Below are 24,853 nucleotides of genomic sequence, written 5' to 3' on the forward strand. Positions count from 1 at the left end.
ACGGGCTCACCGCCCCTTGCGTCTTCGACGGACCGATCAACGGCACCCTGTTCCGTGCCTATGTCGAGCAGATGCTGCTGCCGACGCTCAGGCCAGGCGACATCGTCGTCATGGACAATCTCGGCTCGCACAAATCGGCCGCCATCGGCCGGATGATCCGAGGCGCCGGCGCCAGGCTCTGGTACCTGCCGCCCTATTCGCCTGACCTCAACCCGATCGAGCAGGTCTTTTCGAAGGTCAAACACTGGATGCGCATGGCACAGAAGCGGTCACGCGACGACACATGGCGTCACGTCGGGCAGCTCGTCCAGACCATCCCATCCGACGAATGCGCCAACTATTTCCAAAACGCAGGATACGCTTCCGTCACAAAATGACACGCTCTAGCCCCGACACGAGCGCCTTTTTCTCCGGCCTCGGAAACCGAAGTCGGTTCACCTTCCGCCGAAGCGACAGGTGAGCCGAAGACGCTGTGCGCGGCGGCAAATTGGAAGAGCTGTTTCGGAGTGAACACGCGCCTATTCCGGACCGCCGAGCGCAGGTTCCCGCCGGCGCTTCCGGCTGTGTTCCTGCCGCGGCGGAGGATCCGCTCTGCTCCCTTCGGGTGCCACCTGAACTCGCCGGATCGCGTCGAGACGCTCGGTCGTCGCCTGCGCGCACTGCCGGATGCTCCGAGCGTCGCCAGTGCGCAACGCGGCTTCGCAGTCTTGAGAGAGCGTCGCCAGATCCCTGCCTAGCTTCTCATCCGCACCCGCCTCCGACGCAGCCCGTAGGGCTCTGAGCAGCCGCCGCGTGGACGATGAAAGCACCACGTACGACGATGCCCCGTTTGCAGTATTGGCCAGCGCCAGAAGCTCTCGAAGATCGAGCATGGCCATCAGCCCACTCCTAATAGGAAAAGTCCGGACCTGCGTCGACTTCCGCTCGGTGCTGCCGAATGCGCCCAATCGCAATCTCTGTCGGGATCTGCCGAAGGGCGCCGCGATCGATCATCGTGAGACCAAGCGGCGAAGCATTCGGCATACGGCCGTCGATCTCGGCGAGCTCCGGCCCAGCCACCGCCCTCGTGCTTTCGGGCAGGGTCCCGCTCGCGATATGCTCGCCCACGAAGCGGAGGAAAGGCGAGGTGCTGCCATCCGCCGCGGCCTTGGCCGGAATGTAAGCCACCGACTCGTCGCGGTCCGTCTCCAGGCACAGGACCTTGTTTTCCGAGAAGAAGCGCTGGACGCTATCTTCCGGAAACCGGCCGAACGTATCGAGCGAGACGACGTCATAGATCATCGGCTGACCCGACACCACGCCGGCGTCGACCCGCATGAGGATCGTGTCCCCGTCCATCATGTCCTTGACTTCGGGCGGGAAAAAGCCGCCATCGAAGCGGTTCTCTGCCGGCATGGGATCCTCCATTCTGCACGTTGGCATCCCCATGATGCCACGACCTTCTGAAATTTCGCAGTCTATCCTAGCGAGCGATCGGCTCGGCGGGGCCGGCTTCATCCGCCGGAGCCATGCGCCTTGCAGCCGCTTGCGCTTCCAATCGCTCAGCCGCAGACGGAGAGATCTCCCGAACGAGATCCCTCATTCCGGCGTTGCGGAACAGGATCCCGGGGTCGTCCGACTTGTTCCACGATCCTCCAAGCAGGCCCTTCCATTCGCCCCAGAACGCCAGCCGACGCGTTTCATCCGAAGGGTCCCAGCCCAGAAGCGGTATCCAGCCATTGACGTCGTTGGCCTCCCCCTGGCGCTGCTCCTGCATCTCCACTTTCCATGTCGCGCAGAGGTCCCAGTTCAAGCTGAGCCGACCGTCCTGGACGGCCTGCCTCCACTCGTCGAACGCGTCCTTCGATGCCTGGCTCGGCTCGCTGTTCCTTCGTCCGCGATGCTGCCGGACCGACGGCAGTGTCATTGCACCGCTCGATCGGGGGACCAACTCGATGGTCGAGTAGCTCGTCGCGAGGTCACCCGACTGGACCGACAGAATATGGCAGTCTCCGCGCCGCGCGCTATTCACATAGTGATCGCGATACCGCCCCGTTGCTGCGCCGACGCAATGGCCCAGCCTGGCCGATTCCTGCCTCAGTTCAGCGGTGTTTGTCAGACACCGGACCACAAGTCCGTTCGACGCCGTGAACGATAGCGCGAGGGCCGGCCACGCGTCGGGGCCGTAACGATCCAGGAGCGGCGAGCCGGTTGCGTTGCCGTCTTCCTGACGCTGGATTTCATCCAGCCGGCCCGTCCGAGTCATCCAGCGCCTCGCGACCGTGAACATGGCACCGGGACCATTTTTCGCGCCACCCAGTATGATGTCGAGAGCGACACCCCGCGCCCGCTCGGCATCGGAACGGCGTGCCGAAGGAAGCGCCCCGTTGACCGAACGCACCGCGGCCAGCGCTGTGGGCAAAACAACCTGGGTGGATAGTTGATCCGCGACATTGATGGCATCGGACGCGGTCAGCGCAAGCTGACGATGGGTAACGGATTCCGGATCGAGGTCTGCGGACCGAGCGAGGGACGTTCGATACTCACGCCAGTTGCCCTTCGCGGAAGCGAGGAGATCCGCGCCCCGAAAGTGACCCAGCAGCTCGATCGGGCGGATGACGGCCGATGCTACCTCGCAGAACGCCGTCCACTGTTCATTGCAGTCGGGCACCCAGTCGGGGGGAAGGTCACGCAGCAACCGAACCGCATCGGCCGTCGACAAGCGATCGCGGGCCGTGAAACGCCGGACGCGGTTGACGCCGACCGCGTCTTCTCCGGCAGCCTGAGCGGGTGGAGGGCCGCCCTGCTCCTTCTCGACACCGGGCGCCGAGACTTTCGCCAGGCGCTTGAGCGCTCCCTTGCTCAGTCCCGTGCTCTTCGTCAACGCAATCTGCAGCGGACGCGCCTCATCGATCACGCGACGGAGCTCGGCCGACTCCGCCATATGGTGCGCCAGAACCGGATAGGCCTCCGCCGCCTGCCTGCGCGCATCGCCTACGTCACCCTTGGCCGCGTACCAGGCCAGAGTGTAGTGCTCCTTCTCGATCGCACCTCGAAGAGCCGCAAGCCCAGCCTCGAAATTGGCCTCAACGACGCGGTCGACCAACTCCGAGATCACTCGTGGGCTATCGACCACCTTGACCTCCTCGCCGTAGCGAATGCTGGTTAGAACGTTGTGTGCAGCATGCCGGCGAAACAGCGACAGCGTCTCGCCGATGTCGATCGGAGTAGAGACGAACGTTAGGTCACGGCGCACCTTGAGACCGGTGTCGACGGACACGAAGAACGGGAAATCCTCCTCAAGCTGTCGGCTGAGAATCTCGTTATATAGGCCCGAGCTATTGCCTCCTGGCGCAGCAGACGGGTCCCGGCTCTCCAGAAACTCCGTCCATTGATCGAGCTGGGCGCGGGGAGATCCATCGATAAGCTCCTGCTCGTCGACCAGATCCGTGAGGACGGCGGCCGCGATCGAAGCCAGATAGTGTCTGTTGGGGTTCGCCGCGCCCATCAGCGCGGGCACCAGAACGAATTGGAGGAACGGAACGCCGTCGGGTTCCACCGTTACACACCGGCCACGAAGCCCTTGGGGCGAAGAACTCAAAAAAACGAACCCTTCGCGATTCCGGAGTTCATCCCGGAGATGCACGATGCTCGGATCGCCGGTGATCAGTTCGGAGATCTTCATCACACGATCTCCCACGTGCCGGCTCCGTCGAAGTCGTCGATCGGCTCGGCATCCGGCGCAAGCCGACTATCCGAGTGTGGGTCCGGTCGACCCGGCCCAGTTGCTCGAGGCTCAGGTTCGGGTTGCGCCAAAGCGCCGTCCTCCAGACACACATCGCCGATCGCGATGTTCCGTGTGGCATGTGCCCGGGCGCGGTACTTTCCCGCAGCCTTCAGCTCTACTCCTGCGAGCGAAAGCGCAGAGGCCAGCTCGCGAAGCTCCGCCGTTCCTTCCGCGGTGCCATCGAGCACGACGGACTTCTCGTGATAGCCGCGCCGGCGGACCATTTCGCGGGGGATTTCCACGCCGGTCAGAAAACGGTGCAGCGGCGCACGGTCGCCGTCGTCGCAGCGCCAGAAGCCGAGCGTCGCACCGTTCACTTTGCGCGCCCGCACAAGCAGGCTCTCGCACACCTCGTCGGTTCGCGGGCTCTTCTTCCGCATCCTGCGGATCTCAAGCGGAGTGGACTGCAGGTCACCCGACCAGAGATGCCCCGGCTTCTCGTCAAGGACCCCGTCGGCCGAAGCCAGATTGTGGAGCAGCAACGCGATGGCGCTGGTACCCGCAACCCGCACTGGCAGGTTCGTCAGATCGACCTTGTTCGCATGAACGACCACTCCACGGTGCCATTGCCCCTCTTTGTCGCGATAGAGAGACATCGCGCCGAGCTTGTGGCGGCGCGCCACCTGCAGGGCCAGCAACGTATTCCCGGTGAGGACCTGAACGGGCAGCTTTCGCGCCACTTCCCCTTGCTGACGGAATTCATCCAATGCGGATGCGTTCGGACCTCGTGAAAACCCGCGATGGAACCGAATTTCGTCGAACACATGGCCGGTTAGCGTGGAGAGCGAAAGCCGGCGTGGCCGGCAATCGCCTGGCGCCACGAGATCCACCTTGTATCCGCTGGCAAGCGCGCGCTGACGCGGACCGGGCGCCACCAGCCCGACCACGGTGTGCCGAGTAAACCGCTCCATATCGTAGGTCGGAAACGTCATTTGCACCCCTGGCTTCAATTCCTCTAGAAGCCGGATTTGCCGATCGAGATCCTGGGCCCTTCGGGCGAGCCTCGGGCCACCTGCCCCTGCCTCTTCCGCTTCCTCCAACGTCATTCCAACAGGAACGAACGGCTGCAGGAGCGCCGGCCGCATCTGAATCAGTTCGTCGGCGTGCCGGAGGAACCCGTCGGGCCCGACTTCTCCGAGCGCCCGGTCGATCATATCCATGAGCTCGTCCGGACCGATCGCCTGCTCGGTGTAGTGATGCCGACCGGTGTGCATGTAGAGCGGAGCGGTGAACGCGCTTTCATCGACATCGTCCTCAGCGCGCTCATGCCCTTCGAACAACGTCGTTTCAAGGATCTCGATTTCGCCTTCAACGGTGAGCGGCCGCAACGGGTTTGCCCGCCGGCTGTCCAACTCCTCCACCAGGGCCTCGAACTCGTTGCAGAGACGCTCGTACACCTCGGTCTGCTCGTCTGGCGACAGAATGATGGACCTGGCGAGCAACTTCGAGGCCAGGCTCGTTACATCCCGGCTGTCGTCGACGGTGTCGTAGTCGACCTCCGCCTCCGATTGGTCGTCGGCAATCACATCCTCCATGCCAAGCCGCCGGGCCAGCATCGGATCCAGCAGGAGCACCCGTCGCGCCGCCTTGTCGCCGACCGGATTGATGAGGTCCGGAATTTCCTCGACCAGCAGCGGGTGCGACCGGTTCGCGTCAACCGATGCGCCGAGCCGGCGCAGCTTCTGATTGCGGAACGCAAGGAGACGCATTTCGGGCGTCAGCCCAGACACGATCGAGGCGACCCGCGGCTTGGCCACCTGCCCGAAGCGGTTCCCTCGGCCTTGTCCTTGGACATATTTGATGATGTCGGGATGGGTCTCCATCTCGATCATCGTGCGCGGGCGCTGGTCCCGGAATTCGGGACTGGCGTGGTAGCTGCCGCCGGTGGCGCCGGCGCCATTGTAGATCATGGCGTCGAGCTCGCCATTGTTGAACCGAGCGACAGTCTCAGCTCGGTTCGTTCCCTGCCGCTTCTCGATGCGATCGTTGCGATAACAGAAGGTACGCCCCGAAAGCTCGCCTATGGCGAAGCCGGCCGCCTCGAGCCCCTCGATCACGGCGTCGACCGGCGAAACCGGGATATCCGGAAGTCCGTCGATCAGACCGAGAACCATCTCGGAGTGAGCCCGAACCCCCTCATCGGTTTCGCGAATGTCGCGCCGCCCGTTGTCGAGCTTGACTTTGTAGAGGCGCTCATGAATCCGCCGAACCTGATCGCGCATCCCAAGGCCTGCGAAGGCGGCCAGGTCCTCATCGGTCGCCGCGGCTCCTTCTTCCCGCATCAGCTCTTTCAGAAGCGCCTCGGACGTTGAGTGAAAGCTGATCAGCGGTTTCCGGCCTTCCCCCAGTTCCTTGATGGCATTCTCAACCACTTGGTCCACCTTCATTCCATTGAGGTAGACTTTGGTAAGCAGTAAGAGCGGCGAACCAAAATTGATCGAGTATTGGTTTCGCGAATGCGCCTGAAGCAAAGCATGCTCTTCAGTCAATCCCCGCCCTCGCGCCTGCTGAACCGCTTGGCGAACGGCCTGATCGACACGTCGACTCACGAGCACACTGGCGTCGAGCATGCCGGAAACCACTTCGCTTAACGCATCCAACTGGGCCCTATAAAGGTCCGCTTGGCGGTCCGACGGCAGACGGACTTCGAATTCGATGTTCGCCAGGTCATGATCGCGGCGCAGAAGAACTCCGTCTTCGGCGAGCATCGTGGCAAAAGCCTCCTGCGCGATCGCCCCGTCCAGATGCAGCGACCGCTCGATCGCGTCCCTGTCGACGCCCTGCGGCAGCACGGACGAATAGAGGTCGACCCCTTCCGGCGTCCGCTGCCAGGTTGCTGTTCCATAAACCGTCCAGGTTGAACGCTCGATTGCCGTCCGAACCACCACTCCCGTGTTCGACCGCGGCGACAGGGCGTTGTGGGCTTCGTCCAGGATCACGACGGTGTTTCCGTCGACGCTTCGCCACAACCAGTCACAAGCGTCACTGTCCAGCCCTGCGCTGAAGTTGGAGTAGGTCGCCAGCACCAGGTTGGCCACCTCTCCGTCCGGCCGCACAAAGTCTGTTTGCTCCGACTTGTAGAAGGCCTTTCGATCTCGCGGCCGCATGGTTTCGAAAAGCACGGCGCCGTCCGGACCTGCGACCCTGGCGTTGTTGGCGATCACGAGCGGCACGGCCTCTCGATCGGCTCCGACTGCGACCATGTCACGCCACACGTCGGGCACGTTGATTTGCCCTGTTTCCGTGAAGTAGATCACCCGCTTACCATCGCGCAGCGCGGCCCGTGCCAGAGCGGCGAGGGATCGTCCTTTTCCGATGCCCGTCTGGTCGACGAGCATATAGCCTCGACCACGACCCTCCGCGTGGAGCCCCAGTGCGACCGCATCGACCTGCTCGGCCGAGAAGACCTGCCCGATCTGGCTCTCGTCGAAACCCAAGCGTCGGGCCACGAACCCGTCAACGGTTTCGCCGTCTTTCAGGCTCTGGGAAAGCCGCACCAGCGCCTTCGACGTAGCTCCCTCAAGGCCAACAGGGATCATCGTGAACGGGGGGCGTGCCTGAGAAAGGGGCCTATACGGCACCTGATTTTCGTTCTCTTCTCGATTGACCAGGGTGGGCGAAGTCGGCTGATTTGCCTCTCTCAGCCATTCGCTGACGCGACGCTGCGACCGCAGGACTTCGTTCGACCACGACCACAGCTCGACGTCCCGGTCGATCGCCATCGTCCGCCGGGCGGCTTCCGGCAAAACCGCCAAGGGGGTTGGGCGTTTTGCCCCCACACCGAACAGCATGAGGCGCCCTGCGTCGGGTCGGCCGCCGGCGACGATCGGACCCAGGTCCGCCACGGTCTCCAGCACATATCGCGTTCCGAGTTCATGTCGCAAATCGACCGCAGCCTGGTCGCGTGACCGCGCCGCCAGGATGAACAAAGAGCGACCTTCGGTATCGCGCCGCGCCAGCCGCTGCATGATGCTCTCTACGAGCGCCTCAGGCTTGATGCCGGTGAGATCCATCACCTGGACGGCTGGCGCATCCAGTTCAGCCGGGGGTTCGTGAAAGCCGAAGGTTGCGCCGAGTTCTCTCGACCCTGCGACCTCGAAGCGCTCCGGGCGCTTGTGAGCAGCACCGAAGATCGCGCGCCGGAGCGCCACAGTGGCGGCCGGCATCGGCCGGTAGCCATCCTCGGTAACCCCCGCCGAGAGCACATCAGCCAGCCGGTTCCCGAGCCGTACGGCATCCTGAAACACCGCCTGCGGATCCCCGGCCTTGGCCGATGGCGCAAACCGCTCTCGGATCAACAGGTCAGTGGTCAGTTTCCGCAGCTCTTTCGCCGCGTCATCCGCTGAGACGTTGAGCCTACCATGAGGGCCCTCTTCACAGGCGGCCTCGACGACCCGCGCGAAATCGGATCGCGTCACGGTACCGTGCGCCGCCATCTGCAAGAGACCCCGCGCGATCGACGGAAGGTCATCTGCCCGGTGAGCCCGCAGGAAGAGCGGCGGCGGGAAATCCGGATCCGAGGTCTCGGACACCAGTTCGGGGCCAGACTCCCCTGTCACCCGCCGAAAATAGCGCCCATCCTCATCGCGCAGAACGATCTCACCGAGCGCATTTCGGCCGATCTCGGTCATCGGCTCCCGTGTCGCTCCTGGCTGCGGGGCCTGATGACGGAAGGTGAATGGCGGCTGATTGAAGGTCTTGATGTCGATCTGGACCATCTCGCCGCCGAGCGCCTCGGCGAGCTCGCGCATGCTGAAGCGGCCCTCGAGAAGCCGAATCCAGTTTCCCCGACGATCCTGCTCAAAGCCGGCCGCCGCGGCACGAGCACCCAGCTCGGCCGCCTGGTCGGACGCTGTCCGCAGGAGCAGGTATCTCTTGCCTGTGTGCTGACCGAACACGACGCTCAGCTGCGATCGGTGCGGAAACGAAACCCAGGGGATCTGCTTCAGCTCGGCCATCTCTCAACACTCCGTTCTGCTTTTCGCAAGTTTAGCCAAGCCGTCTGAAAAAACGAAAGGCCCGACACTGTCGGGCCTTCGCTCGCCGGTCGGATCATTGTACGCGCTCGGACTAGCTCAGGTCGATCTCATCCATGACCTCGGCGAGGAACGCCATGTCCTCGTCCGCCGTCGGCTCGGTGTCCGGCTCGCCATACCGTTGCTTCTCCATTCGGCTCGGGTCAGGTCTCTCAGCCGCCGGTGTCCGCTGAGCAGGCGCCGGCGTGCGGTCCGGCACAGCCGTCGTCGCGACATCCTGGGTCGCGTGACGCTCTGTCTCCGCCGCGCTCTCCACCGCGGACTGCAGACCCTCCGGCGCAAGTGCCGTCGGCACCTGGTCGATATCCAGCGGAGCCCCGTAATTTCGGCCGAGCTTGAAAATCCGATAGGCGTACTGGTAGGCGGGACGGTTCGCTTCCGCATCCGGTTCGAAGCAGCCATTGCACACGGCCACCTGACGATAGCCCGTGCTGATGCGACCGTTGCTGTGACGCTCCGTTTCGAACTCGTCGAGCGGCATCTTCGGCGCGCGCTCGCCGGCGACGGCCTTGGTCAGGCTCTCGGCCGTCTTCCCGATGACCGGAAAATGCGAAACCGGCACGACTTCCGCAGTTGCTCCACGCCCGAAGGCGCCATCGACACCCCCGATCGAAACGAGCTGCTGATCGAGATCCGCCATCACCCGATGAGCGAACGCCTCGTAGCTTTCGGCACATTGTGCCGCCTTGTCGAACTTCATGAGATGCCTGCGGCGCCCCATCGTGGGACCGTCATCGCCCGGAATGGACAGGGTGACGAGAGCGCCGCGTCGCGGCTCCTCGGCGGCCTCGTTGCTTTCCACCGTGAAGGCGAGCAACGCATGAAGCCGCGCCCGATCCGCCGCCGGCTCAGCCTTGGCCACGTCCAGATACTCGATGAAGCCCTTGACGTTGCCTTTGTCGTCGCGCGCAACATCGCCCGAGTTCCGCTTGTAGTACAGGCCGATCCGGCCGTAGCCGCCGATGTGAACCGGGTGAAGGTCGACGTCCTTGCTGAAGACCTTCGGCCACCGAGTGGTGGCGGTTCCGTTCGGGTCGAGCAGCAGCCCTTCACACATGATCAGCCCGCCGGGCCCGGTCGCATCGTTTCCGCGCCGAGCCGCGAAAGCTTCGAACTTCACGGCTTTCTTCGACGCTCCCGGATCCAGCCGGATCCGGATCGGCTCCTCCATCTCGGGCAGGCCGATCGGGGTTGCCAGAAGGACGGTTTCGTCGAACTCCTTCTCGTACCCCTCGACGCGCACCACCACATCACCCAGCCGTTTGGCCGCTTGCGGGCGCAAAATGTTCATCGCTGCCTCCTTGGCACGAATTGCACCCAGGAAGCGTGAAGGCGTTCTGTGAAAAAAGCAAATCTGGAAAAACGCGGGCGCTTGCCTGGATTCAGACCGTCTAAGCTATGCGGATCGGATCGCTGTCCCAGCCACCCTCAGCTCTCTGCGGGTCCCGTTCTGGTCGATACCGGCGAAGATCTCGCGCGCGCCCACATAGAGCCATGCGAGCCAAACCGGCATCGCCACAATGTTGAGTCCCAACGGCAGCTGCACGGTCAAGATGAGAGTGCCATATCCCATGAATGCCACGATGATCAGAACACGCGGCAGGGCCAGGATCGTGCCCATCGAGCGGCGCCAAGCTTGCCTCGAACCGATCTGCTGAGACACCAGCAGCACCGGCCAGAAGAATGCCCCTCCTGCGGCAACGCATCCGACATCCGCCAGCGCGCGACCGAATAATCGCAATGCCATCAGCGAATCCGGATCGTTCATCCCCGCATCCACAGATTCGGGAGAGATTCCGCCCATGCTGATCGCGATCGTCACCATAGCGCCCAGGCAGAGCCCGAAGACCCCGGTCGCCAAAAGGAACGACCCGAACCGCTCCCAACGGCTCTGGTCGCTCGGCAGCGGATCCCAACCGTCGAGGACCAAAAGCCGATTGAGCAGCCAAAGCACCCACACCGCCGCGGCGACGCGTGACACCGTCGCTCCAATGAGCACCCCGGCTGAACCGAAGATCTGGGAGGGACCAACAAAAAGCACGAGGTTGGCTGCGGTGCCCATCACCAATGCCGCCCCGACAATCCAGGCGTCGCGCCAAACCAGCTCGAAGCCCTGCCGCCACCACCGCCAAATCCAGCCCGGGCGCGGCCGGTTGTAGAGGTTGCGTGCGCTCACGTTCGATTCCCTATCGCTGCAACGCGAGCTGCGGGCTGTTGCGCGCGGCGTTCCCGACGAGCGCGGCGAGCATCAACCCGTTACGCATCTCGGCCTCTACCTGCAGATATTGAAGGCGCAAACCGAGCGCCATCATCTTCAGCCCCTCCTCGAGCAGCGGCTTTTCGCCTTGGGCTTCGCCCAACAGGATCAGCCATTCCGGATTTCCGAACCGGCGCAGGACTTCGTATTCGAGGAACTGGTGTTCAGAGACACTCTGCGGGATCTCGCGCGTGTAGTTTTCGGGCTTGTGCTGCCGCATCGCCTGAGCCGCCTTGGGGCTGATCGGAGTGCGGTAGGCAGCCCAGAACCCGAGCCCGGTCAGAGCTGTCGAGACCATTGCCTCGCTTGCTTTTCGCTCGGCGGCGATCGCCGCCCCTTGGGGTGTGGCGGCTTGTTCCCCGGTTACCGGCTGCAGCGGAAAGGGATAGGCCAGGTTGACCATGAAGCGCGACGCGGCAGCCGCCACGCTCTGGTCAGACGTGTTCATCGTCGGCTTGCCGAAAATGATCTGAGCGTTCGTGGTCGGGTCAGCGAAGCCGTCGGTTCCCGCCAGCGAGAGAGAAGACTGCAGGATCTCTTTCGCGAGCGCGACGCCGCCCGCACAGACGGCCTCTCCGCTCTTGCATCGGCTGCGGTCCCAAACCGCGTTGGCCATGTCGAAACCATTGGGGCCCGAACCGCCGCCGCCGATGCCCGCCTTGTAGAGATCGTAGGTGGAGCAGGCAGTGGGCGACGGGTCGAAGATTTCGTTCTCGGCCTTGATGCGGTACTTCTCTCGCATGCGCTGTGTTTCGTTCTGCTGCGCACCATCCTCGATACGCTTCTTTGCCTCCACCTGACGATCGGAGTAGGCGCTGTCCTGCTGGGTTTTGAGCCTCAGTTCATCGATCAAGGCCTCGGTCGCCGTCTTAATATCCTCACCGATGATATCCTGTGTTTTCTTGTGCTGATCTGCGATAAACGAGCAGTTGCAGTCGGCGCGCGCACCGAGCGAGAACCCCGCAAGCATCAGCATCGCCCAGACAGCGACTGAGAGACGTCGAATAGCTTTCCGTACCCGCATACTACCCTCTCAATTGCCGCCGGAGATGAGGTTCCACGTCTCGCGCAGGCGATCATTTTGCTCTTGGATGGTTTCCAACACAGACTGATCGAGATTGACCTGGTCCCCTTCGGCACGTTTGGCGAGCTCTTTCTCGAAAGCCTCGCGCTGCTGCTGCGTGATCGTGCTGTTCTGCAACCCGTTGAGTTGGCGCCAGGCATCGAAAAGCTGATCTGCCGTCATCGGCTCGCCACCGCCGGTGTTCGAACCACCGCCCGATAGCCCGCCGCCAGACCCGCCGCCAGACCCGCCGGACCCGCCGCCAAACAGCCCGTCAAGCAGTCCACCGCTGCCACCGCTTCCCAATGACCCTCGGCTCGACACCACCCCACCGCTGACGCCGAAGCCCGGGATATTGATCAGACCGAAGTTGTCCGTGAACCCAGGGATCTCCAACGAACCCTGAAGCTGCTGCGTCACCTCGTTCCACTTTTCCATGGCGAACTGGCACAATCGTTCCTTTGCACCAGTCACAGCGCCGGCGAACATTCCCTGCAGATCCGGCACCTGTATCTCGAAAGCAATGTCCGTCTGCATCAGCTGGTCGAGGCAGCCGAGATCGCCTACCGGACTTGGCGGCTCGATCATCGATTCCGCATTATCCACGTACTGCTCGATCGCATCGCGTAGGCTCACCCGGAGCGTGCTGGCGTTCTGGCACCCCTGTTCTCGCATCAGACGCTGCTCGATCTGATCCGCGCGACCATCCGGAACGCCCCACGCAACCATCCCGAAGAGCAGACCGGTCACAATCCATGCCGCTCGCGTGTGTGCCCTCATCGCCTTTCCCTCCATCCTTCGATACGCAAGGTGCCACCGGAACCTGCGTCATCTAGCCATGATCGCGCCTGTCGACCGGTCTGCGAAAGACAATACCACTTTTCCCCTTCCGCATGCATCAGGATCACCGCACCGCCGCGGCGCAAACGGCAGACCGGGCCCCGGTCCGGCTGCACATCGATATGCTCAGCCACGCTAGAGCGAAGATCGGCAAGGCGCTGCTTCTCGGAGTCCTGCGAAAACGACAGGATGACAGAGAGATCCTCCTCCGCTTGTGCGTCGAGAAGGATTGGTGGGAGCGGAGCGGCATCTTCCCTTTGGGCTGCCCACCGGTAGAGACGGGTTCGGCTCGTCAAGGCGATCTGCTGAAGGAGGCCGACCTGCAAGAGGTCTTCAAGCGCCCGGGCCAACCCTGCTGGATCAACAGCTCGCTTTGCTGCCGCACCCAGAAGATAGCCGCGACTTACAGCCCCCGGGTACGGAGGGATATCCAGGGCGACAGCATCGATCCGCGCCCGCGGCCGGGCCAGGACCACGTACGCGGGCTCTTCATCGGAGACTCGCACACCACCGATCTCACAATCCCTGCCGCCCTTCGCTGCAGCTTTGAGCACGTACTCCAACGTCTCGACCGGAGCCACGCGCCGCTCCAACTCCTCCAGAGTGCGGGGAATGCGTAGTGTTTTCGCAAGCTTGTGGGTCAGCTCTTTGACAATATCCGCTCCCTCGACGGTTCGAAGCACGTCCGCCAGGCCAGCCGCCTCACTGGAGAAGGTGTCACGACCGATCCGTCGGACCTTTTTCGCCGCAACCAATCTGCGAAGCGCCCTATCAACATCGACAGATGGTCGACACAAGCCCGATGAGATCCCGTCACATGTCCACGGTCTCAGATCCGAATCGAGCAACTGTAGAATAGCCTCGTTCAGTTCAGCTGGGGAATTCGCCGCAGACGTATCCATGTCGCTAGAACCGTTCTCCTTTGGAGAACAGCGTCCGCTGCAGATTGATATCGTCAACGATCGCCGAGTACCGACCGCTCCGGATTTTCTGCTGGATCCCCGAGGCCTGGTTGCCGCCCACTTTCAGAAAGGTCGGGCTGACACGGCCGTGTAGTTTTTCCTGGTGCAGAACCCCACGCAGTCCTGCGGCTAGGAGCTGCGTGGCGAGTTCCGTTCCCATTTCCTCAGAAGCGAACCGGACCAGGTTGATGATCGCGTCGATAACACTCGTGCCGTGAATCGTTGTCACGACCATAGGGCCGCCGGTCGCGAGCTGTATCAGCTCGGACGCCGACTTCTGGCTGCGAACCTCCCCCAACATCACGTATCGCGGCGCCCAACGACGCGACGCTCTTACGGCCGAAGCGAAGTCGTCTTCCTGCACCTCTACTTGGACGATCAGACCGCCAGACTCGTACTCGCCCTCCAAGGGCAACTCCGGCGGATCTTCGATCGTCACTGCCATCTCCCCCTCCGTCTGTACCCAGTCAACGAGCGAAACTCCACACGTCGTTGACTTGCCCGATCCATAGGCGCCAGCTACCAGCAATAAGCCTCTGGCGGTCGCCAATGACCTGAGTTCGGCCGGCAGATACGACGGAAAACGTAGATCCTCGATCTCCGGCACTCTGCTCGTCAAACGCCGAAGGTGCCATCGTCGCGACTTCTCATCGACGGTCCTGTCGGTGGGAGCAACGTAGGTTCCAGGTGCCCGGTCCATGACCGAAACCCGGTAGAACACCCCATCGTAGGAGAAGCGGAACTCGTTGTAGAAACCGTTTCCCGCGTAGAACCGCAGCATTTGCGCATAGAGCTCACGCGCATCACCCAAAAGGTCACCGGGAACCTTGCGCAGTCCGTCGGACCCCATCTCGCGGCTGTCCAATGCCCGAAATCCCCGGATGCGAGGGAAAAAGCCGGTATTGGGTGCGGCAAGATAGAGATCGGAGAAATCATAATCCGCCAGCTTCGCGCCGGCGCCGGATGAATGGGTCGCCACTTGAAGGCCGCCTCTTCTTGCGAAAAATGCTTTGCGGCACGATGCTACGCTCCTTCGCGCCGCGCAACACCGCGTCCCACTGCAGTGGAAAACCCGCTGCGCGGTATCAACCGGACGACGAGCCAGGAGCATCCCATGCACCGCGCCGCTTTCCTCACCGCCATTCTCGCCTCAATCGTCAGTGCCGGCGCGGCGCGCGCCGAGCCCGCGGGGCCCAGCACCGGCGACGTCCTGCCGTTTCGATCTCTCCCGTGGACGTCCCCGAAAGAGGCCTTGCCGGTCCTCACGGAGATTTTCGGCACGGATGTCGCCTTCTCGGCCAGCACCCAACCCATCGACATGGACGCGGACGGGAACGCCGAGATCCTGGTCCGGTTCGACGATCGTTGCGACGATACAAGCGGGGTTTGCCCCTTTGCCCTTCTTGCCATCGATCCGGAAACGCAGCTTTGGAGAGTGGTGCTGGAAGAAAGCGCGCGATCGGTGAAAGCATTCCAGTCGGAGGCAATGGTCGGCCTGGATTTCGATGGCACTCCTTGGAGCCTTGCCGAGGGAGAACTTCAACTCTTTGGCGAGCCCAGTCACTACCCAGCCCGCCCGGCGAGTGACGCCGAAACGATCGCGCTGATCGCCGCGACCCAGTCTCCGATGGAGGATTACCCGGGCACCGAATTGCCCAAAGCGGAGGTCTTCCTAGCGGACCTGGATGGAGACGGTCGCAGCGAGAAAATCGCAATTCTCACTGACCTCTACTTCATCTCCGGAACCGGCCTTGCGCACTGGGCTGCTCTTTCCGAAGACAACGAGCCCATCACAACCGGCGTGTCGATTGATCACCCCAAAATTCTGAACTTCAGCAACGGCTCCCGCATCATCTCGCTGGTCCCCGCGGGATGGATGGTTCAGGTGGTCAGGCGGCCGTGATTGCGAAAAACTCTAAAATCGCGCTCTTCACTGTCGATTCCCTGTCTTAGTATTCGCACTCCGCATCTGAGCCAGCCAGAGGGGAAGCACATGCCTTCGGTCGTCCTTCGGGCCGCACTAGCGGGTCTGGCCCTCCTGCTCATTGTCACGCACGCAAGCGCCTCATTCGAAGAATGGGTCGAGAGTGTCTCCGGATCGGAAAGTTCGGGTTCCTACTCCATCAAGAATCCGACATCGAGCGCGAAAGGTCGATATCAGTTCATCGATTCGACACTGCAAGATCTCGGAATGATGGACGCCAACAAAAACTGGACCGGGAAGTACGGCGTCAACTCGACAGCCGATTTCTATGCCAACCATGCGGCCCAGGATCAGCTGATGCGGGACTTCTCCGCACAACAATGGGGCGCCATGAGCTCTACGGCAAAGAGCTATATTGGGAAAACCGTCAGCGGCATTACCATCAACGAAGGCGCGATGTTACATGCGGCCCATCTCCTGGGCGCCGGCGGCTTCAACAAGTGGGCGGCATCCGGCTTCTCGATGGACGGCTTGTCGGCCTCGGATGCCGCAGCCCAAGGCATGTCTCTTTCCGAATTCCAGGACTACCTGATGAACCGAATGGAAAAGGGGTCGCAGTACGACATCTCCGACTTGGCCGGGAGCTACACGCCAGGCGGCGGCTCTTATATTGGCGGCTCCGGCGGAGGAAGTGGATCCTCCATCTCTGGAGACATTGTTGGAATAATCATGCCGATCCTGCCCAACGGACAGGAACAGCAAGGTGGGCTGGATGGCCAGATCGGTTCGCTACGTGGCTCTTTCTAGCACACATCAAGAGGTGCAAACCGTCTTACATTCTACCGTCTATGATTAGACGATCTCACCGGCGCTTTTTCGTTTTCGCGCGGACTTGTCGACTCAATTTCCCTATGGATAATTTATCTTTTCGACCTAAAATATCTTCCATTCTCGCGTAGCTGCATGATATCGAACGTGAGGCGTCGCGCAGCAGAGACTGGGGCTCGGGCGCCCCAGTATTGATTGGAGATTCGCATGAGTGTGGTCACCCTTCATCAACTGCACGGGAAGGCAAAATCGCAGCCGTCCCGTCCTGCGTTTGACTTGGGCAGTGTCCGCTTCGACATCGAGGAGATCACGCCCGGGCGCGCCGAGCAGTTGCTGGGAAAAGTCCGCCCGGGAGTGCTGGTCGATCCGAAAGCCGTGAACGCCTACGCCGAGTCGATGAAGGCCGGTGCGTGGATTTTCAACGGCATGCCGATCGTGCTGTCGAACGAGGGCGCCGTGCTCGACGGTATCCAGCGGCTCCACGCGGTCGTTCGGTCAGAGACGCCGATCAAGACACTCGTCGCCTACGGCGTGCGCGACGACACGATGCACACGATGGATCAGCACCGGCGCCGGTCCTATGTCGGAGTGCTGGAGTCTCGCGGAGAACGGAACCCGGGCCCGCTCCAGAGGCTGGCCGCGAAGATGATCCGCATCGAGAACGGCGTATTGGGGGTCCGCGATCTCCAGATCGGATGGACGCGTTTCGATCGCGTGATCGACACCAACCCCCTGCTGCGCGAGGCCGTGCAGATCTCGACGGAAAATGCAGACGCAGCGTTGCGTGCCACGGCGCGGCACGCCCTGGTCTTCATGGCGCTGTCGGCCGGCCACAAGAAGCTGCTCACGCGGTTCCTTCTCGCTCTCCGCCACCCGGACGAGTTCCCGGCCGACGAGCCCGCCGTCGTCCTCGCCAATCAGCTTTCTATTGCCCGTGACCAGGGCACTCCGTTCGGGAACAACCAGAGCCTGGCCATGGCGGTGCTCGCCTTCAACGACATGATCAGCGGCGAGCGGCACAAATCGTACATCTGGAAGCCGACGTACGGAAAGGCGAAGACCAAGCGGAAAAAGGGCGAGGAGGAGCAGACTCTCCCCCTGGAGGGGTCGACGACGTCGGCGCGCGCATCGCGCAGAGCTCCCGCACGGTCCAACGCCCCCGTGGATCGCGCGCAGCTCCTGAATTCTCCGCCGAACCTGGGGCTCCCGCTCGTTACCGGTTATCCGGGGCTTCGGGATGCCAAGATCAACGAGAAACGCTCAGAAGTGCTCGAGGGTCCGCTCGTCGAGGCGCTGCGCTCTCGCCAGGAAGCTGAAGACGAACAGCACCCCTATGAGATGGAGGCCATGACGGTCACGCCGGAAACGGCCGACGATTGGCTGGCCCGATTCAATATCGGCAACCGGAATATTCAGGAAAGCCATGTCAAAATGATCGCCCGCGACATCGCGCAGGGCAACTGGATGTTCAACGCCCAGCCGATCTGCTTTTCCAAGCAAGGCCGGCTGCTCAATGGGCAGCATCGTTTGCGCGCTGCAGTCGAGGCCGACCAGCCGATCGACATTCTCGTGGTGCGCAACGTCCCCGACGAGGCCTTCGCAACCTATGACACCCATGCCAAGAAGGGCATTCCGAGCGGCGTGACCTTCGAGGCGGAAAAAGTCGACGAACGCGTCGTCCTCGCCGCAGCACGAATCCTGTGGAGGGTGGAAAACGAAATCAGCGCGCAGGCGACCCAGATCAAGCCCAGCGCGTCTGAAATCGACGAGATCATCCGACGTCATCCTGGGCTCGCATTGTCCGTCACCCGTGGGCGCCGGATGCACCCGATCGCCAGCGCCGCGGTGATGACGTTCATCACCTACTACACCTGGACCGAACGGTCCGATTACGCCGATGATTTTCTCAATGCGATCGAGACCGGCGAAAACCTGACCAAGGACAATCCGGTCCTGAAAGTGCGCAATCAGCTCCTGCAAGGCCGCGGGTCGGACTACAATCGTCGAAACGCCATCGGCGTGCTCCTGGACTGCTGGAACGCTTACTGCGCCTGGCGGGACAAACAGGAAGAGTAGGAGCCCTCGGCCTCCCGGCTCATCAGTGTCGCCCGAGGGCCGGAAACGGCGGGTCGAGAGCCTGCCCATCAACAGCTCCACGGGCTTGAGGAGGCCGGCGAGGAAGAGGGCAAAGATAGCGATCCTGCAACACCCCGAGAGCACACCGCAATAAAACAGGAAAGAGTGTCGATACCACCGCCCCAGTGATCGCCCCGGCCGCGGCAAGACCAAGGCAGGCCAGTCATGGACCTACGCCTGCGATTGCCAGCCATAACAGGGAAACGGGCCACCGCGCGTACCCCTCCGGTGAAGGCCACCTTGCGGGCTGAGGGATGACGTTGGAAGTCCTAGGGATAATCCTAGGAGTAGCCTTATGACGATGCCCAGAGTTGAGGAGATCACGTCTGTAGAGCGACGGGCCGCTGGTCGCGGGAAGATAAGGAGCGAATTGTCGCGGCATCCTTGAAGCCTAGGGTGGCAGCGTCGGAGGCGGCGCGTGGGGCGCGCATTCATGGCAGCCAGCTGTTTCGCTGGCGCAAGGAGCATTGCGAACGTGTCGAGCCTCAGCGGGCGCCCCAGCTGCTTCCGGTGGAAATCGTGCCGCAAGCGGCGATGGCTCCGGTGACTGAGGAACCGAAAGCGGCCCCGCCGCGACGTCGGCGCAAGACCGGCATTATCGAGATCGAGCTTGGCGGTGGACGCCGCGTTCGTGTCGACCGCCTTGTCGACACGGAGGTGCTGCGTCGGGTTTTCGATCTTTTGGGCCCGCGATGATCCCGGTTCCGAGTGCCGTCCGGGTATGGCTGGCGACCGGCCACACCTACACGAGGAAAGGCTTTCCCGGTTTTTCGCTGGTGGTTCAGGAGACGCTGAAGCGCGATCCTCACAACGGGCACCTGTTCGTCTTCCGCGGTCGCCGCGGTGAGCTATTGAAAGTGATCTGGCATGATGGCCATGGCGTGTGTTTGTACACGAAGAGGCTGGAGCGTGGCCGCTTCCTCTGGCCGCCGCCGGTTGACGGGGTGGTCACGATCACGCCGGAACAGCTCGGCTATCTGCTCGAAGGCGTCGATTGGCGCATGCCGCAGAGAACCTGGCGGCCCGGCTGTATCGGGCTGATGAAGGCGGTGGCCGGGCTCGACCGGCCGAAGCTGCGCGGCGTCGACCGGGTCGGATGGGCCTTCACCTTCGCGGCCGCGGCCTACAACCTCATCCGCCTGCCGAAGCTGCTCGCGCCACCGGCATGAGCGGGGGCACCGGTCCATCGGAGCAGCCCTCCTCGTCGAAGCCGCGTCGCATCTGGGACCAACACCATTGGCGCCGAACCGCTCAAAAAAGCACCCGAGATCATCCCAAGAAAGCTGCGGGAAAAGACCGAGCCCCCAAACGTAGGCCTTATTCAACAGCCTGCTAAGCGTTGGCTCACATACTCCAGGCGGTCGCGGCCAGCCCGAAGAAAGACGCTGAAATGCTTTGAATGTGAACCCCGCCTTCCTGGGGAGGCGGACGCAGGCTAGCCAAGCCAACGCGCAACACAACGCCGCGTAACGATATAAGCATGTCTTTATATCCCTCTTGACAGGCGCCGGGGATATGGGCAGCTTCCCAACGTCGTGGTTCTGCGGCCGCCGTCGGCGGTCGGAGCTAAGAGGGAATCCGGTGCGCCTGTCCGACCGACAGGCAAAACCGGAGCTGCCCCCGCAACTGTGAGCGGCGAGCCGACGTCCGATCGGAGCCTTTTGCGACCAGGCGAACAGCTTGGTCCGCAAGAAATGGCTCCCCGATCTGCAGCCACTGAAGCAAGAGCTTCGGGAAGGCCGGACTAAGGCGACGACCCGCGAGCCAGGAGACCTGCCGCGACCTCTGAAACGTCCTCGGGCGGGGTGTCCCGGTGGGTCGCTAGGCATCGACGACGCGTGCCCTCCGGCCCGCGTCCCTACCCTTGCGTATCCGCTCGGCCTTTGCCCCCTCACATCACAAGGGGTCCAAGCCGATGTCCACTTACTCCATTGCAACCGCAACGCTCGGCACACCGCGGATCGGCCCGCGGCGCGAGCTAAAATTCGCCCTGGAAAGCTACTGGGCGGGCAAGTTGTCCGAAGCCGATCTGCAGGAAACAGCGGTCGAACTCAGGGCCAAAAACTGGGAACGCCAGAAGGCCCGCGGGATCGATCGCATACCGTCGAACGACTTCACTTTCTACGACCACGTGCTCGATACCGCCGTGATGGTCGGCGCGATCCCGGAGGCATACGGCTGGGACGGCGGCGCGGTGCCGCTTTCGACCTACTTCGCCATGGCGCGCGGCAACGAGCAGGTGCCGGCGCTGGAGATGACCAAGTGGTTCGATACCAACTACCACTACATGGTGCCGGAGTTCTCTCCCGATCAGACCTTCCGGCTCGCCTCGGCCAAGCCGGTCGACGAGTTCAAGGAGGCTAAGGCATTGGGCCATCACACGCGGCCGGTGCTGCTCGGCCCGGTGACGTTCTTGGCGCTCGGCAAGAGCATGGACGGCGGCCTCGATCCGATCGCGCTGATCGATCGGCTGGTGCCGGTCTATGCCGAACTGCTCGGCCGTTTGGCCGAAGCCGGGGCGGACTGGGTGCAGATCGACGAGCCGTGCCTCGTGCTTGATCTCGACGAAGGGACGCGGCAGGCGATCCGGGCGACCTACCAGGCGCTCGCGAAAGCGGTTCCCTCGCTCAAGATCATGCTCACCACCTATTTCGGTGCTCTCGGCGACAATCTGGAGACGGCGCTGTCGCTGCCGGTCGCGGGCCTGCACGTGGATCTGGTGCGTGCGCCGGATCAGCTCGATGCGGTGGCGAAGGGGCTTCGCCCCGGTCAGGTTCTGTCGCTCGGCGCGATCGACGGCCGCAACATCTGGCGGGCCGATCTGGTCCACATTCTGGATCGGGTGGAGCCGGTGGTCGCTCAACGCGGCAAGGCGCGTATCGAGATCGCCCCCTCCTGCTCGCTGCTCCATGTGCCTGTGGACCTGGACCAGGAAGACGCCCTCGACGAAGAGCTGAAGAGCTGGCTCGCCTTCTCGCTGCAGAAGATGGACGAACTCGCCGCGCTCGGCAAAGCGCTGCGGTCGGGACGCCTCTCTGCTGCGCCCGAAATCGAAGCCGCAGCCAAGGCGCTGGAGGCACGGGCTGCATCGCCCCGGGTGCATGACAGGGCCGTTGCCGCGCGCGCCGCAGCGGTCACTCCGGACATGGCACGTCGCGCGCGCCCGTTTGCCGAGCGCCGCAAGAAGCAGCAGGCCTCCCTCGGACTACCGTCTTTCCCGACGACCACCATCGGCTCCTTCCCGCAGACCACCGAGGTCCGAAAGGCCCGTGCAGCCAACAATCGGGGCGAATTGGCCGAGACCGAGTATGTCGCCTTCCTCCGCAAGGAGACCGAAAGCGCGATCCGCTGGCAGGAAGAGATCGGCATCGACGTGCTCGTCCACGGCGAGTTCGAGCGCAACGACATGGTCCAGTATTTCGGCGAGAAGCTCGCCGGCTACGCCTTCACCAAGCACGCGTGGGTGCAGAGCTACGGGTCACGCTGCGTCCGTCCACCCGTCATTTTCGGCGACGTCTCGCGTCCCGAGCCGATGACCGTCGAATGGGCCCGCTTCGCCCAGTCGCTCACCGACCGCCCGATGAAGGGCATGCTGACCGGCCCGGTCACCATGCTGCAGTGGTCGTTCGTGCGCGACGACATGGACCGCTCCGACGTTTGCCGCCAGATCGCGCTTGCGCTGCGCGACGAGGTTACGGATCTGGAACAGGCCGGCATCCGCATCATCCAGGTCGACGAGCCGGCTCTGCGCGAAGGGCTACCCCTCAGACGGGCCGACTGGCCGACTTATCTGGACTGGACGGTGGAGTGCTTCCGGCTCTCGACTTCCGGTGTCGCGGACACGACCCAGATCCACACCCATATGTGCTACGCGGAGTTCAACGACATCATCGAGGCGATCGGCGCCATGGATGCCGACGTGATCTCGATCGAGACCTCGCGCTCGAAGATGGAGCTTCTGGAGGCGTTTACCGCCTACGCCTATCCCAACGAGATCGGGCCGGGGATCTACGACATCCACTCGCCCCGGGTGCCGACTGTCGCCGATATGCGGGAGCTGCTGGCCAAGGCGACGGACCGGCTGGATACGGCGCAGATCTGGGTCAATCCGGACTGCGGGCTGAAGACCCGGAAATGGGAGGAAGTCCGTCCGGCCCTGGAGAAGATGGTCGAGACGGCCCGCGCCTTCCGCGCCTCGGCCGAGGCCGCCGAATGACGCCGGCCGAGCCGGCATCGACCAGGCGTTCGCGCCTGGTCGACATCGTGTTTCCGGGCGATACCAATCATCATCAGACCCTGTTCGGCGGGGTCGGGCTGTCCTTCATGGACAAGGTCGCGTTCATCGCGGCCTCCCGCCATGCGCCTGCCGATTTCGTGACCGCCTCCTGCGAAACCGTCGACTTCGACAAGCCCGCGCGTGTGGGCGATATCGTCGAAGCCGTCGGTCACATCGTAAGGGTCGGTCGCAGGTCCCTCGCGGTCGAAGTGGATCTTCTGGCCGAAGCGCCGCTGACGGGCGATCGCTGGCGCTGTGGTGGCGGAACCTTCAACATGGTCGCGGTCGGCGGGCTGGCCGATCCGGGCGGCGTTCTGCCGCCGCTGGATGGGGCCAGCGCACCCGAAGACGACGAAGGCATGAGCGACGTCGTCTTTCCCGACCAGACCAGCCACTATGGCAGCCTCTATGGTGGGAATGCGCTCGCGGCCATGGGCAAGGCGGCCTTCGTCGCCGCGACCCGGCACTGCCGCAAGACCGTTGTGATGGTGTCCACCGAGCGGGTCGATTTCTCCCGCCAGATCGGCACCGGCGATATCGTCGAAGTCCGGCCACGTGTCGTCGCGACCGGACGGACCTCGATCACTGTGGAGGTCGAGCTCTGGTCGGAGGATCCGCGAAAACGCGAGCGGACCCGCTGCGGAAGCGGCCGCTTCGTCATGGTGGCGATCGACGCCGATCATCGGCCGGTTTCGGCTGGGTGACGATGGCTCTCTATCCATCCACCGGGCCGCCGCAAGTCGAGGGCCATTCACGTCGAGCGCACCGAAGGCACGTCGGCGATGCGCTCGTCGATTAGTCCGGAGATATCGCGTCCAAGATGCGACAGTTGGAGATCGTATCGCCGCCTTTGCAGGAGGCGGAGATGCGGCGCAGCTCGGCGGCCAGCCGGGAAAGGTCGTCCATCTTGCGCTCGACCTCTGCTAGGTGCGCGGCCGTCAATCGGTCGACCGCGTCGCAGGGATGCTCCGCTTCGGAGGACAAGGCAAGCAGATCTCGGATCTGATCAAGCGGGAAACCGAGGGCCCGACAGCGCCGGATGAAGCGAAGCCGGTCAAGGGCGCTCTCGTCATAGGCCCGGTAGTTGGCCTTGCTTCGGTTAGGCGCGGCCAGCAGGCCGATCTTCTCGTAGTAACGGATTGTGACGACCTTGGTGCCGGTTGCACGGGCAAGATCGCCGATCTTCAGTGGTGCCATCGCCATGACTTGACCCTATAGGAACTATAGACGGCAGATAGGCGGACGAGATCAATTTTTCGAGTCCCTTGGCCATGCCCTGCTGCTCCGACGATAGCTGCTCCTCCCGTGAAGAGGCGACCGGCCGCTTCCGCGCCGTTCTCTGGATCGTATTGGGGATCAATGCCGCGATGTTCCTGGTGGAGATCGTCGCTGGTCTCGCCGCGGGATCGGCCGCGCTTCAGGCGGATGCACTCGATTTTCTGGCCGACGCGGCGAACTACGGCATCAGTCTGTTCGTGCTCGGTCTCGGAGTCCGCTGGCGAGCCGGGGCCGCCCTGGTCAAAGGGGGCTCGATGGGCTCTTTGGCCTTTGGGTCGTCGTCACGGTCGTTTGGCACGCACTCAACGGCACTGTGCCGTCTTGGGGCACGATGGGGGTCGTCGGCATCGCCGCCCTGATCGCGAACGCGGCCTGTTTCGGCCTCCTTTATGCGTGGCGCAAGGGCGACTTGACCTGCCCCAACGAAGTGGTCCAGTTTCAGTCTTAGTGCATGACGGGTGTTGGAGCTACGACCGGGGTGGCCGGC

Annotated in this window: 17 protein-coding genes, 3 pseudogenes and 1 riboswitch; of the genes and pseudogenes, 10 read left to right on the plus strand and 10 right to left on the minus strand. The window is 63.1% G+C overall.

Annotated features, from left to right (window positions below):
- Window positions 1-377: transposase (locus tag HNS03_RS24125; RefSeq protein ID WP_367198603.1), on the plus strand; the 377-nt coding region annotated here is incomplete at its 5' end.
- Window positions 378-888: 511 nt separating this feature from the next.
- Here HNS03_RS24125 and HNS03_RS24130 read toward each other — a convergent pair.
- The 9 genes from HNS03_RS24130 to HNS03_RS24170 all read right to left on the minus strand — a co-directional run bounded on the left by HNS03_RS24130 (window position 889) and on the right by HNS03_RS24170 (window position 14,903).
- The gene (locus HNS03_RS24130) at window positions 889-1,395 is read right to left on the minus strand and encodes a hypothetical protein (RefSeq protein ID WP_367198604.1); all 507 of its coding nucleotides are present in this window, start codon (window positions 1,393-1,395) and stop codon (window positions 889-891) included.
- 67 nt (window positions 1,396-1,462) lie between these two features.
- On the minus strand, window positions 1,463-3,664 hold the full coding sequence (locus HNS03_RS24135) for a PcfJ domain-containing protein (RefSeq protein ID WP_367198605.1): 2,202 nt from the start codon (window positions 3,662-3,664) through the stop codon (window positions 1,463-1,465).
- Window positions 3,664-8,724, minus strand: coding sequence for a strawberry notch C-terminal domain-containing protein (locus tag HNS03_RS24140; protein ID WP_367198606.1), 5,061 nt, complete (start codon window positions 8,722-8,724; stop codon window positions 3,664-3,666). Before HNS03_RS24140 ends, HNS03_RS24135 begins: the two co-directional genes overlap by 1 nt.
- 112 nt (window positions 8,725-8,836) lie before the next feature.
- Window positions 8,837-10,093, minus strand: a complete 1,257-nt coding sequence (locus HNS03_RS24145; RefSeq protein WP_367198607.1) for a hypothetical protein — start codon at window positions 10,091-10,093, stop codon at window positions 8,837-8,839.
- A 105-nt stretch (window positions 10,094-10,198) separates the two neighbouring features.
- Window positions 10,199-10,864: a hypothetical protein gene (locus HNS03_RS24150; RefSeq protein WP_367198608.1), complete on the minus strand. Its 666-nt coding sequence runs from the start codon at window positions 10,862-10,864 to the stop codon at window positions 10,199-10,201.
- A 124-nt stretch (window positions 10,865-10,988) separates the two neighbouring features.
- A complete protein-coding gene (locus HNS03_RS24155; protein WP_367198609.1) occupies window positions 10,989-12,029 on the minus strand; it encodes a hypothetical protein in 1,041 nt (346 codons plus the stop codon).
- 63 nt (window positions 12,030-12,092) lie between these two features.
- On the minus strand, window positions 12,093-12,902 hold the full coding sequence (locus HNS03_RS24160) for a hypothetical protein (RefSeq protein ID WP_367198610.1): 810 nt from the start codon (window positions 12,900-12,902) through the stop codon (window positions 12,093-12,095).
- On the minus strand, window positions 12,899-13,717 hold the full coding sequence (locus tag HNS03_RS24165) for a hypothetical protein (RefSeq protein ID WP_367198611.1): 819 nt from the start codon (window positions 13,715-13,717) through the stop codon (window positions 12,899-12,901). Before HNS03_RS24165 ends, HNS03_RS24160 begins: the two co-directional genes overlap by 4 nt.
- Before the next feature lie 151 nt (window positions 13,718-13,868).
- Window positions 13,869-14,903, minus strand: a complete 1,035-nt coding sequence (locus HNS03_RS24170; protein ID WP_367198612.1) for an ATPase, T2SS/T4P/T4SS family — start codon at window positions 14,901-14,903, stop codon at window positions 13,869-13,871.
- A gap of 135 nt (window positions 14,904-15,038) precedes the next feature.
- Here HNS03_RS24170 and HNS03_RS24175 point away from each other — a divergent pair, with 135 nt between their 5' ends.
- From HNS03_RS24175 to HNS03_RS24210, 8 genes and pseudogenes are all read left to right on the plus strand, one after another.
- Entirely contained in the window at window positions 15,039-15,827 is a 789-nt protein-coding gene (locus tag HNS03_RS24175; RefSeq protein WP_367198613.1) for a hypothetical protein, read from the plus strand.
- 90 nt (window positions 15,828-15,917) lie between these two features.
- Window positions 15,918-16,655: a hypothetical protein gene (locus HNS03_RS24180; protein ID WP_367198614.1), complete on the plus strand. Its 738-nt coding sequence runs from the start codon at window positions 15,918-15,920 to the stop codon at window positions 16,653-16,655.
- 228 nt (window positions 16,656-16,883) lie between these two features.
- Window positions 16,884-18,752, plus strand: a complete 1,869-nt coding sequence (locus HNS03_RS24185) for a hypothetical protein (protein ID WP_367198615.1) — start codon at window positions 16,884-16,886, stop codon at window positions 18,750-18,752.
- A 408-nt stretch (window positions 18,753-19,160) separates the two neighbouring features.
- Window positions 19,161-19,508, plus strand: a pseudogene (locus HNS03_RS24190) (transposase); the annotation flags it as partial.
- Window positions 19,505-19,810, plus strand: a pseudogene (gene tnpB, locus HNS03_RS24195) (IS66 family insertion sequence element accessory protein TnpB); the annotation flags it as partial. The pseudogenes HNS03_RS24190 and tnpB, both read left to right, overlap by 4 nt.
- Window positions 19,811-19,846: 36 nt before the next feature.
- Window positions 19,847-19,981, plus strand: a pseudogene (locus tag HNS03_RS24200) (IS5/IS1182 family transposase); the annotation flags it as partial.
- A 358-nt stretch (window positions 19,982-20,339) separates the two neighbouring features.
- A riboswitch (cobalamin riboswitch) is annotated at window positions 20,340-20,608 on the plus strand.
- A gap of 119 nt (window positions 20,609-20,727) precedes the next feature.
- Complete coding sequence (gene metE, locus HNS03_RS24205; protein WP_367198616.1) at window positions 20,728-23,028, plus strand: 5-methyltetrahydropteroyltriglutamate--homocysteine S-methyltransferase; 2,301 nt, start codon at window positions 20,728-20,730, stop codon at window positions 23,026-23,028.
- Window positions 23,025-23,792, plus strand: a complete 768-nt coding sequence (locus HNS03_RS24210) for an acyl-CoA thioesterase (RefSeq protein ID WP_367198617.1) — start codon at window positions 23,025-23,027, stop codon at window positions 23,790-23,792. The genes metE and HNS03_RS24210 overlap by 4 nt, the downstream gene beginning before the upstream one ends.
- A gap of 91 nt (window positions 23,793-23,883) precedes the next feature.
- On the opposite strand, the gene HNS03_RS24215 is transcribed toward HNS03_RS24210, so the two are convergent.
- Complete coding sequence (locus HNS03_RS24215; protein WP_367198619.1) at window positions 23,884-24,285, minus strand: helix-turn-helix domain-containing protein; 402 nt, start codon at window positions 24,283-24,285, stop codon at window positions 23,884-23,886.
- A 74-nt stretch (window positions 24,286-24,359) separates the two neighbouring features.
- On the opposite strand from HNS03_RS24215, the gene HNS03_RS24220 reads away from it, so the two are divergent.
- Entirely contained in the window at window positions 24,360-24,725 is a 366-nt protein-coding gene (locus tag HNS03_RS24220) for a cation transporter (RefSeq protein WP_367198618.1), read from the plus strand.
- Window positions 24,726-24,853: the final 128 nt, after the last annotated feature.

It is taken from the genome of Amorphus sp. 3PC139-8 (assembly GCF_040750475.1).
Taxonomy (GTDB): Bacteria; Pseudomonadota; Alphaproteobacteria; order Rhizobiales; family Amorphaceae; genus Amorphus.

Bases quoted from the DNA above. Each gene is read 5' to 3' on its own strand.
- HNS03_RS24130 (WP_367198604.1), bottom strand. From the start codon at position 1,395: ATGCCGGCAGAGAACCGCTTCGATGGCGGCTTTTTCCCGCCCGAAGTC.
- HNS03_RS24135 (WP_367198605.1), bottom strand. From the start codon at position 3,664: ATGAAGATCTCCGAACTGATCACCGGCGATCCGAGCATCGTGCATCTC.
- HNS03_RS24140 (WP_367198606.1), bottom strand. From the start codon at position 8,724: ATGGCCGAGCTGAAGCAGATCCCCTGGGTTTCGTTTCCGCACCGATCG.
- HNS03_RS24145 (WP_367198607.1), bottom strand. From the start codon at position 10,093: ATGAACATTTTGCGCCCGCAAGCGGCCAAACGGCTGGGTGATGTGGTG.
- HNS03_RS24150 (WP_367198608.1), bottom strand. From the start codon at position 10,864: ATGGGCACCGCAGCCAACCTCGTGCTTTTTGTTGGTCCCTCCCAGATC.
- HNS03_RS24155 (WP_367198609.1), bottom strand. From the start codon at position 12,029: ATGCTTGCGGGGTTCTCGCTCGGTGCGCGCGCCGACTGCAACTGCTCG.
- HNS03_RS24160 (WP_367198610.1), bottom strand. From the start codon at position 12,902: ATGAGGGCACACACGCGAGCGGCATGGATTGTGACCGGTCTGCTCTTC.
- HNS03_RS24175 (WP_367198613.1), top strand. From the start codon at position 15,039: ATGCACCGCGCCGCTTTCCTCACCGCCATTCTCGCCTCAATCGTCAGT.
- HNS03_RS24180 (WP_367198614.1), top strand. From the start codon at position 15,918: ATGCCTTCGGTCGTCCTTCGGGCCGCACTAGCGGGTCTGGCCCTCCTG.
- HNS03_RS24185 (WP_367198615.1), top strand. From the start codon at position 16,884: ATGAGTGTGGTCACCCTTCATCAACTGCACGGGAAGGCAAAATCGCAG.
- metE (WP_367198616.1), top strand. From the start codon at position 20,728: ATGTCCACTTACTCCATTGCAACCGCAACGCTCGGCACACCGCGGATC.
- HNS03_RS24210 (WP_367198617.1), top strand. From the start codon at position 23,025: ATGACGCCGGCCGAGCCGGCATCGACCAGGCGTTCGCGCCTGGTCGAC.
- HNS03_RS24215 (WP_367198619.1), bottom strand. From the start codon at position 24,285: ATGGCACCACTGAAGATCGGCGATCTTGCCCGTGCAACCGGCACCAAG.
- HNS03_RS24220 (WP_367198618.1), top strand. From the start codon at position 24,360: ATGCCCTGCTGCTCCGACGATAGCTGCTCCTCCCGTGAAGAGGCGACC.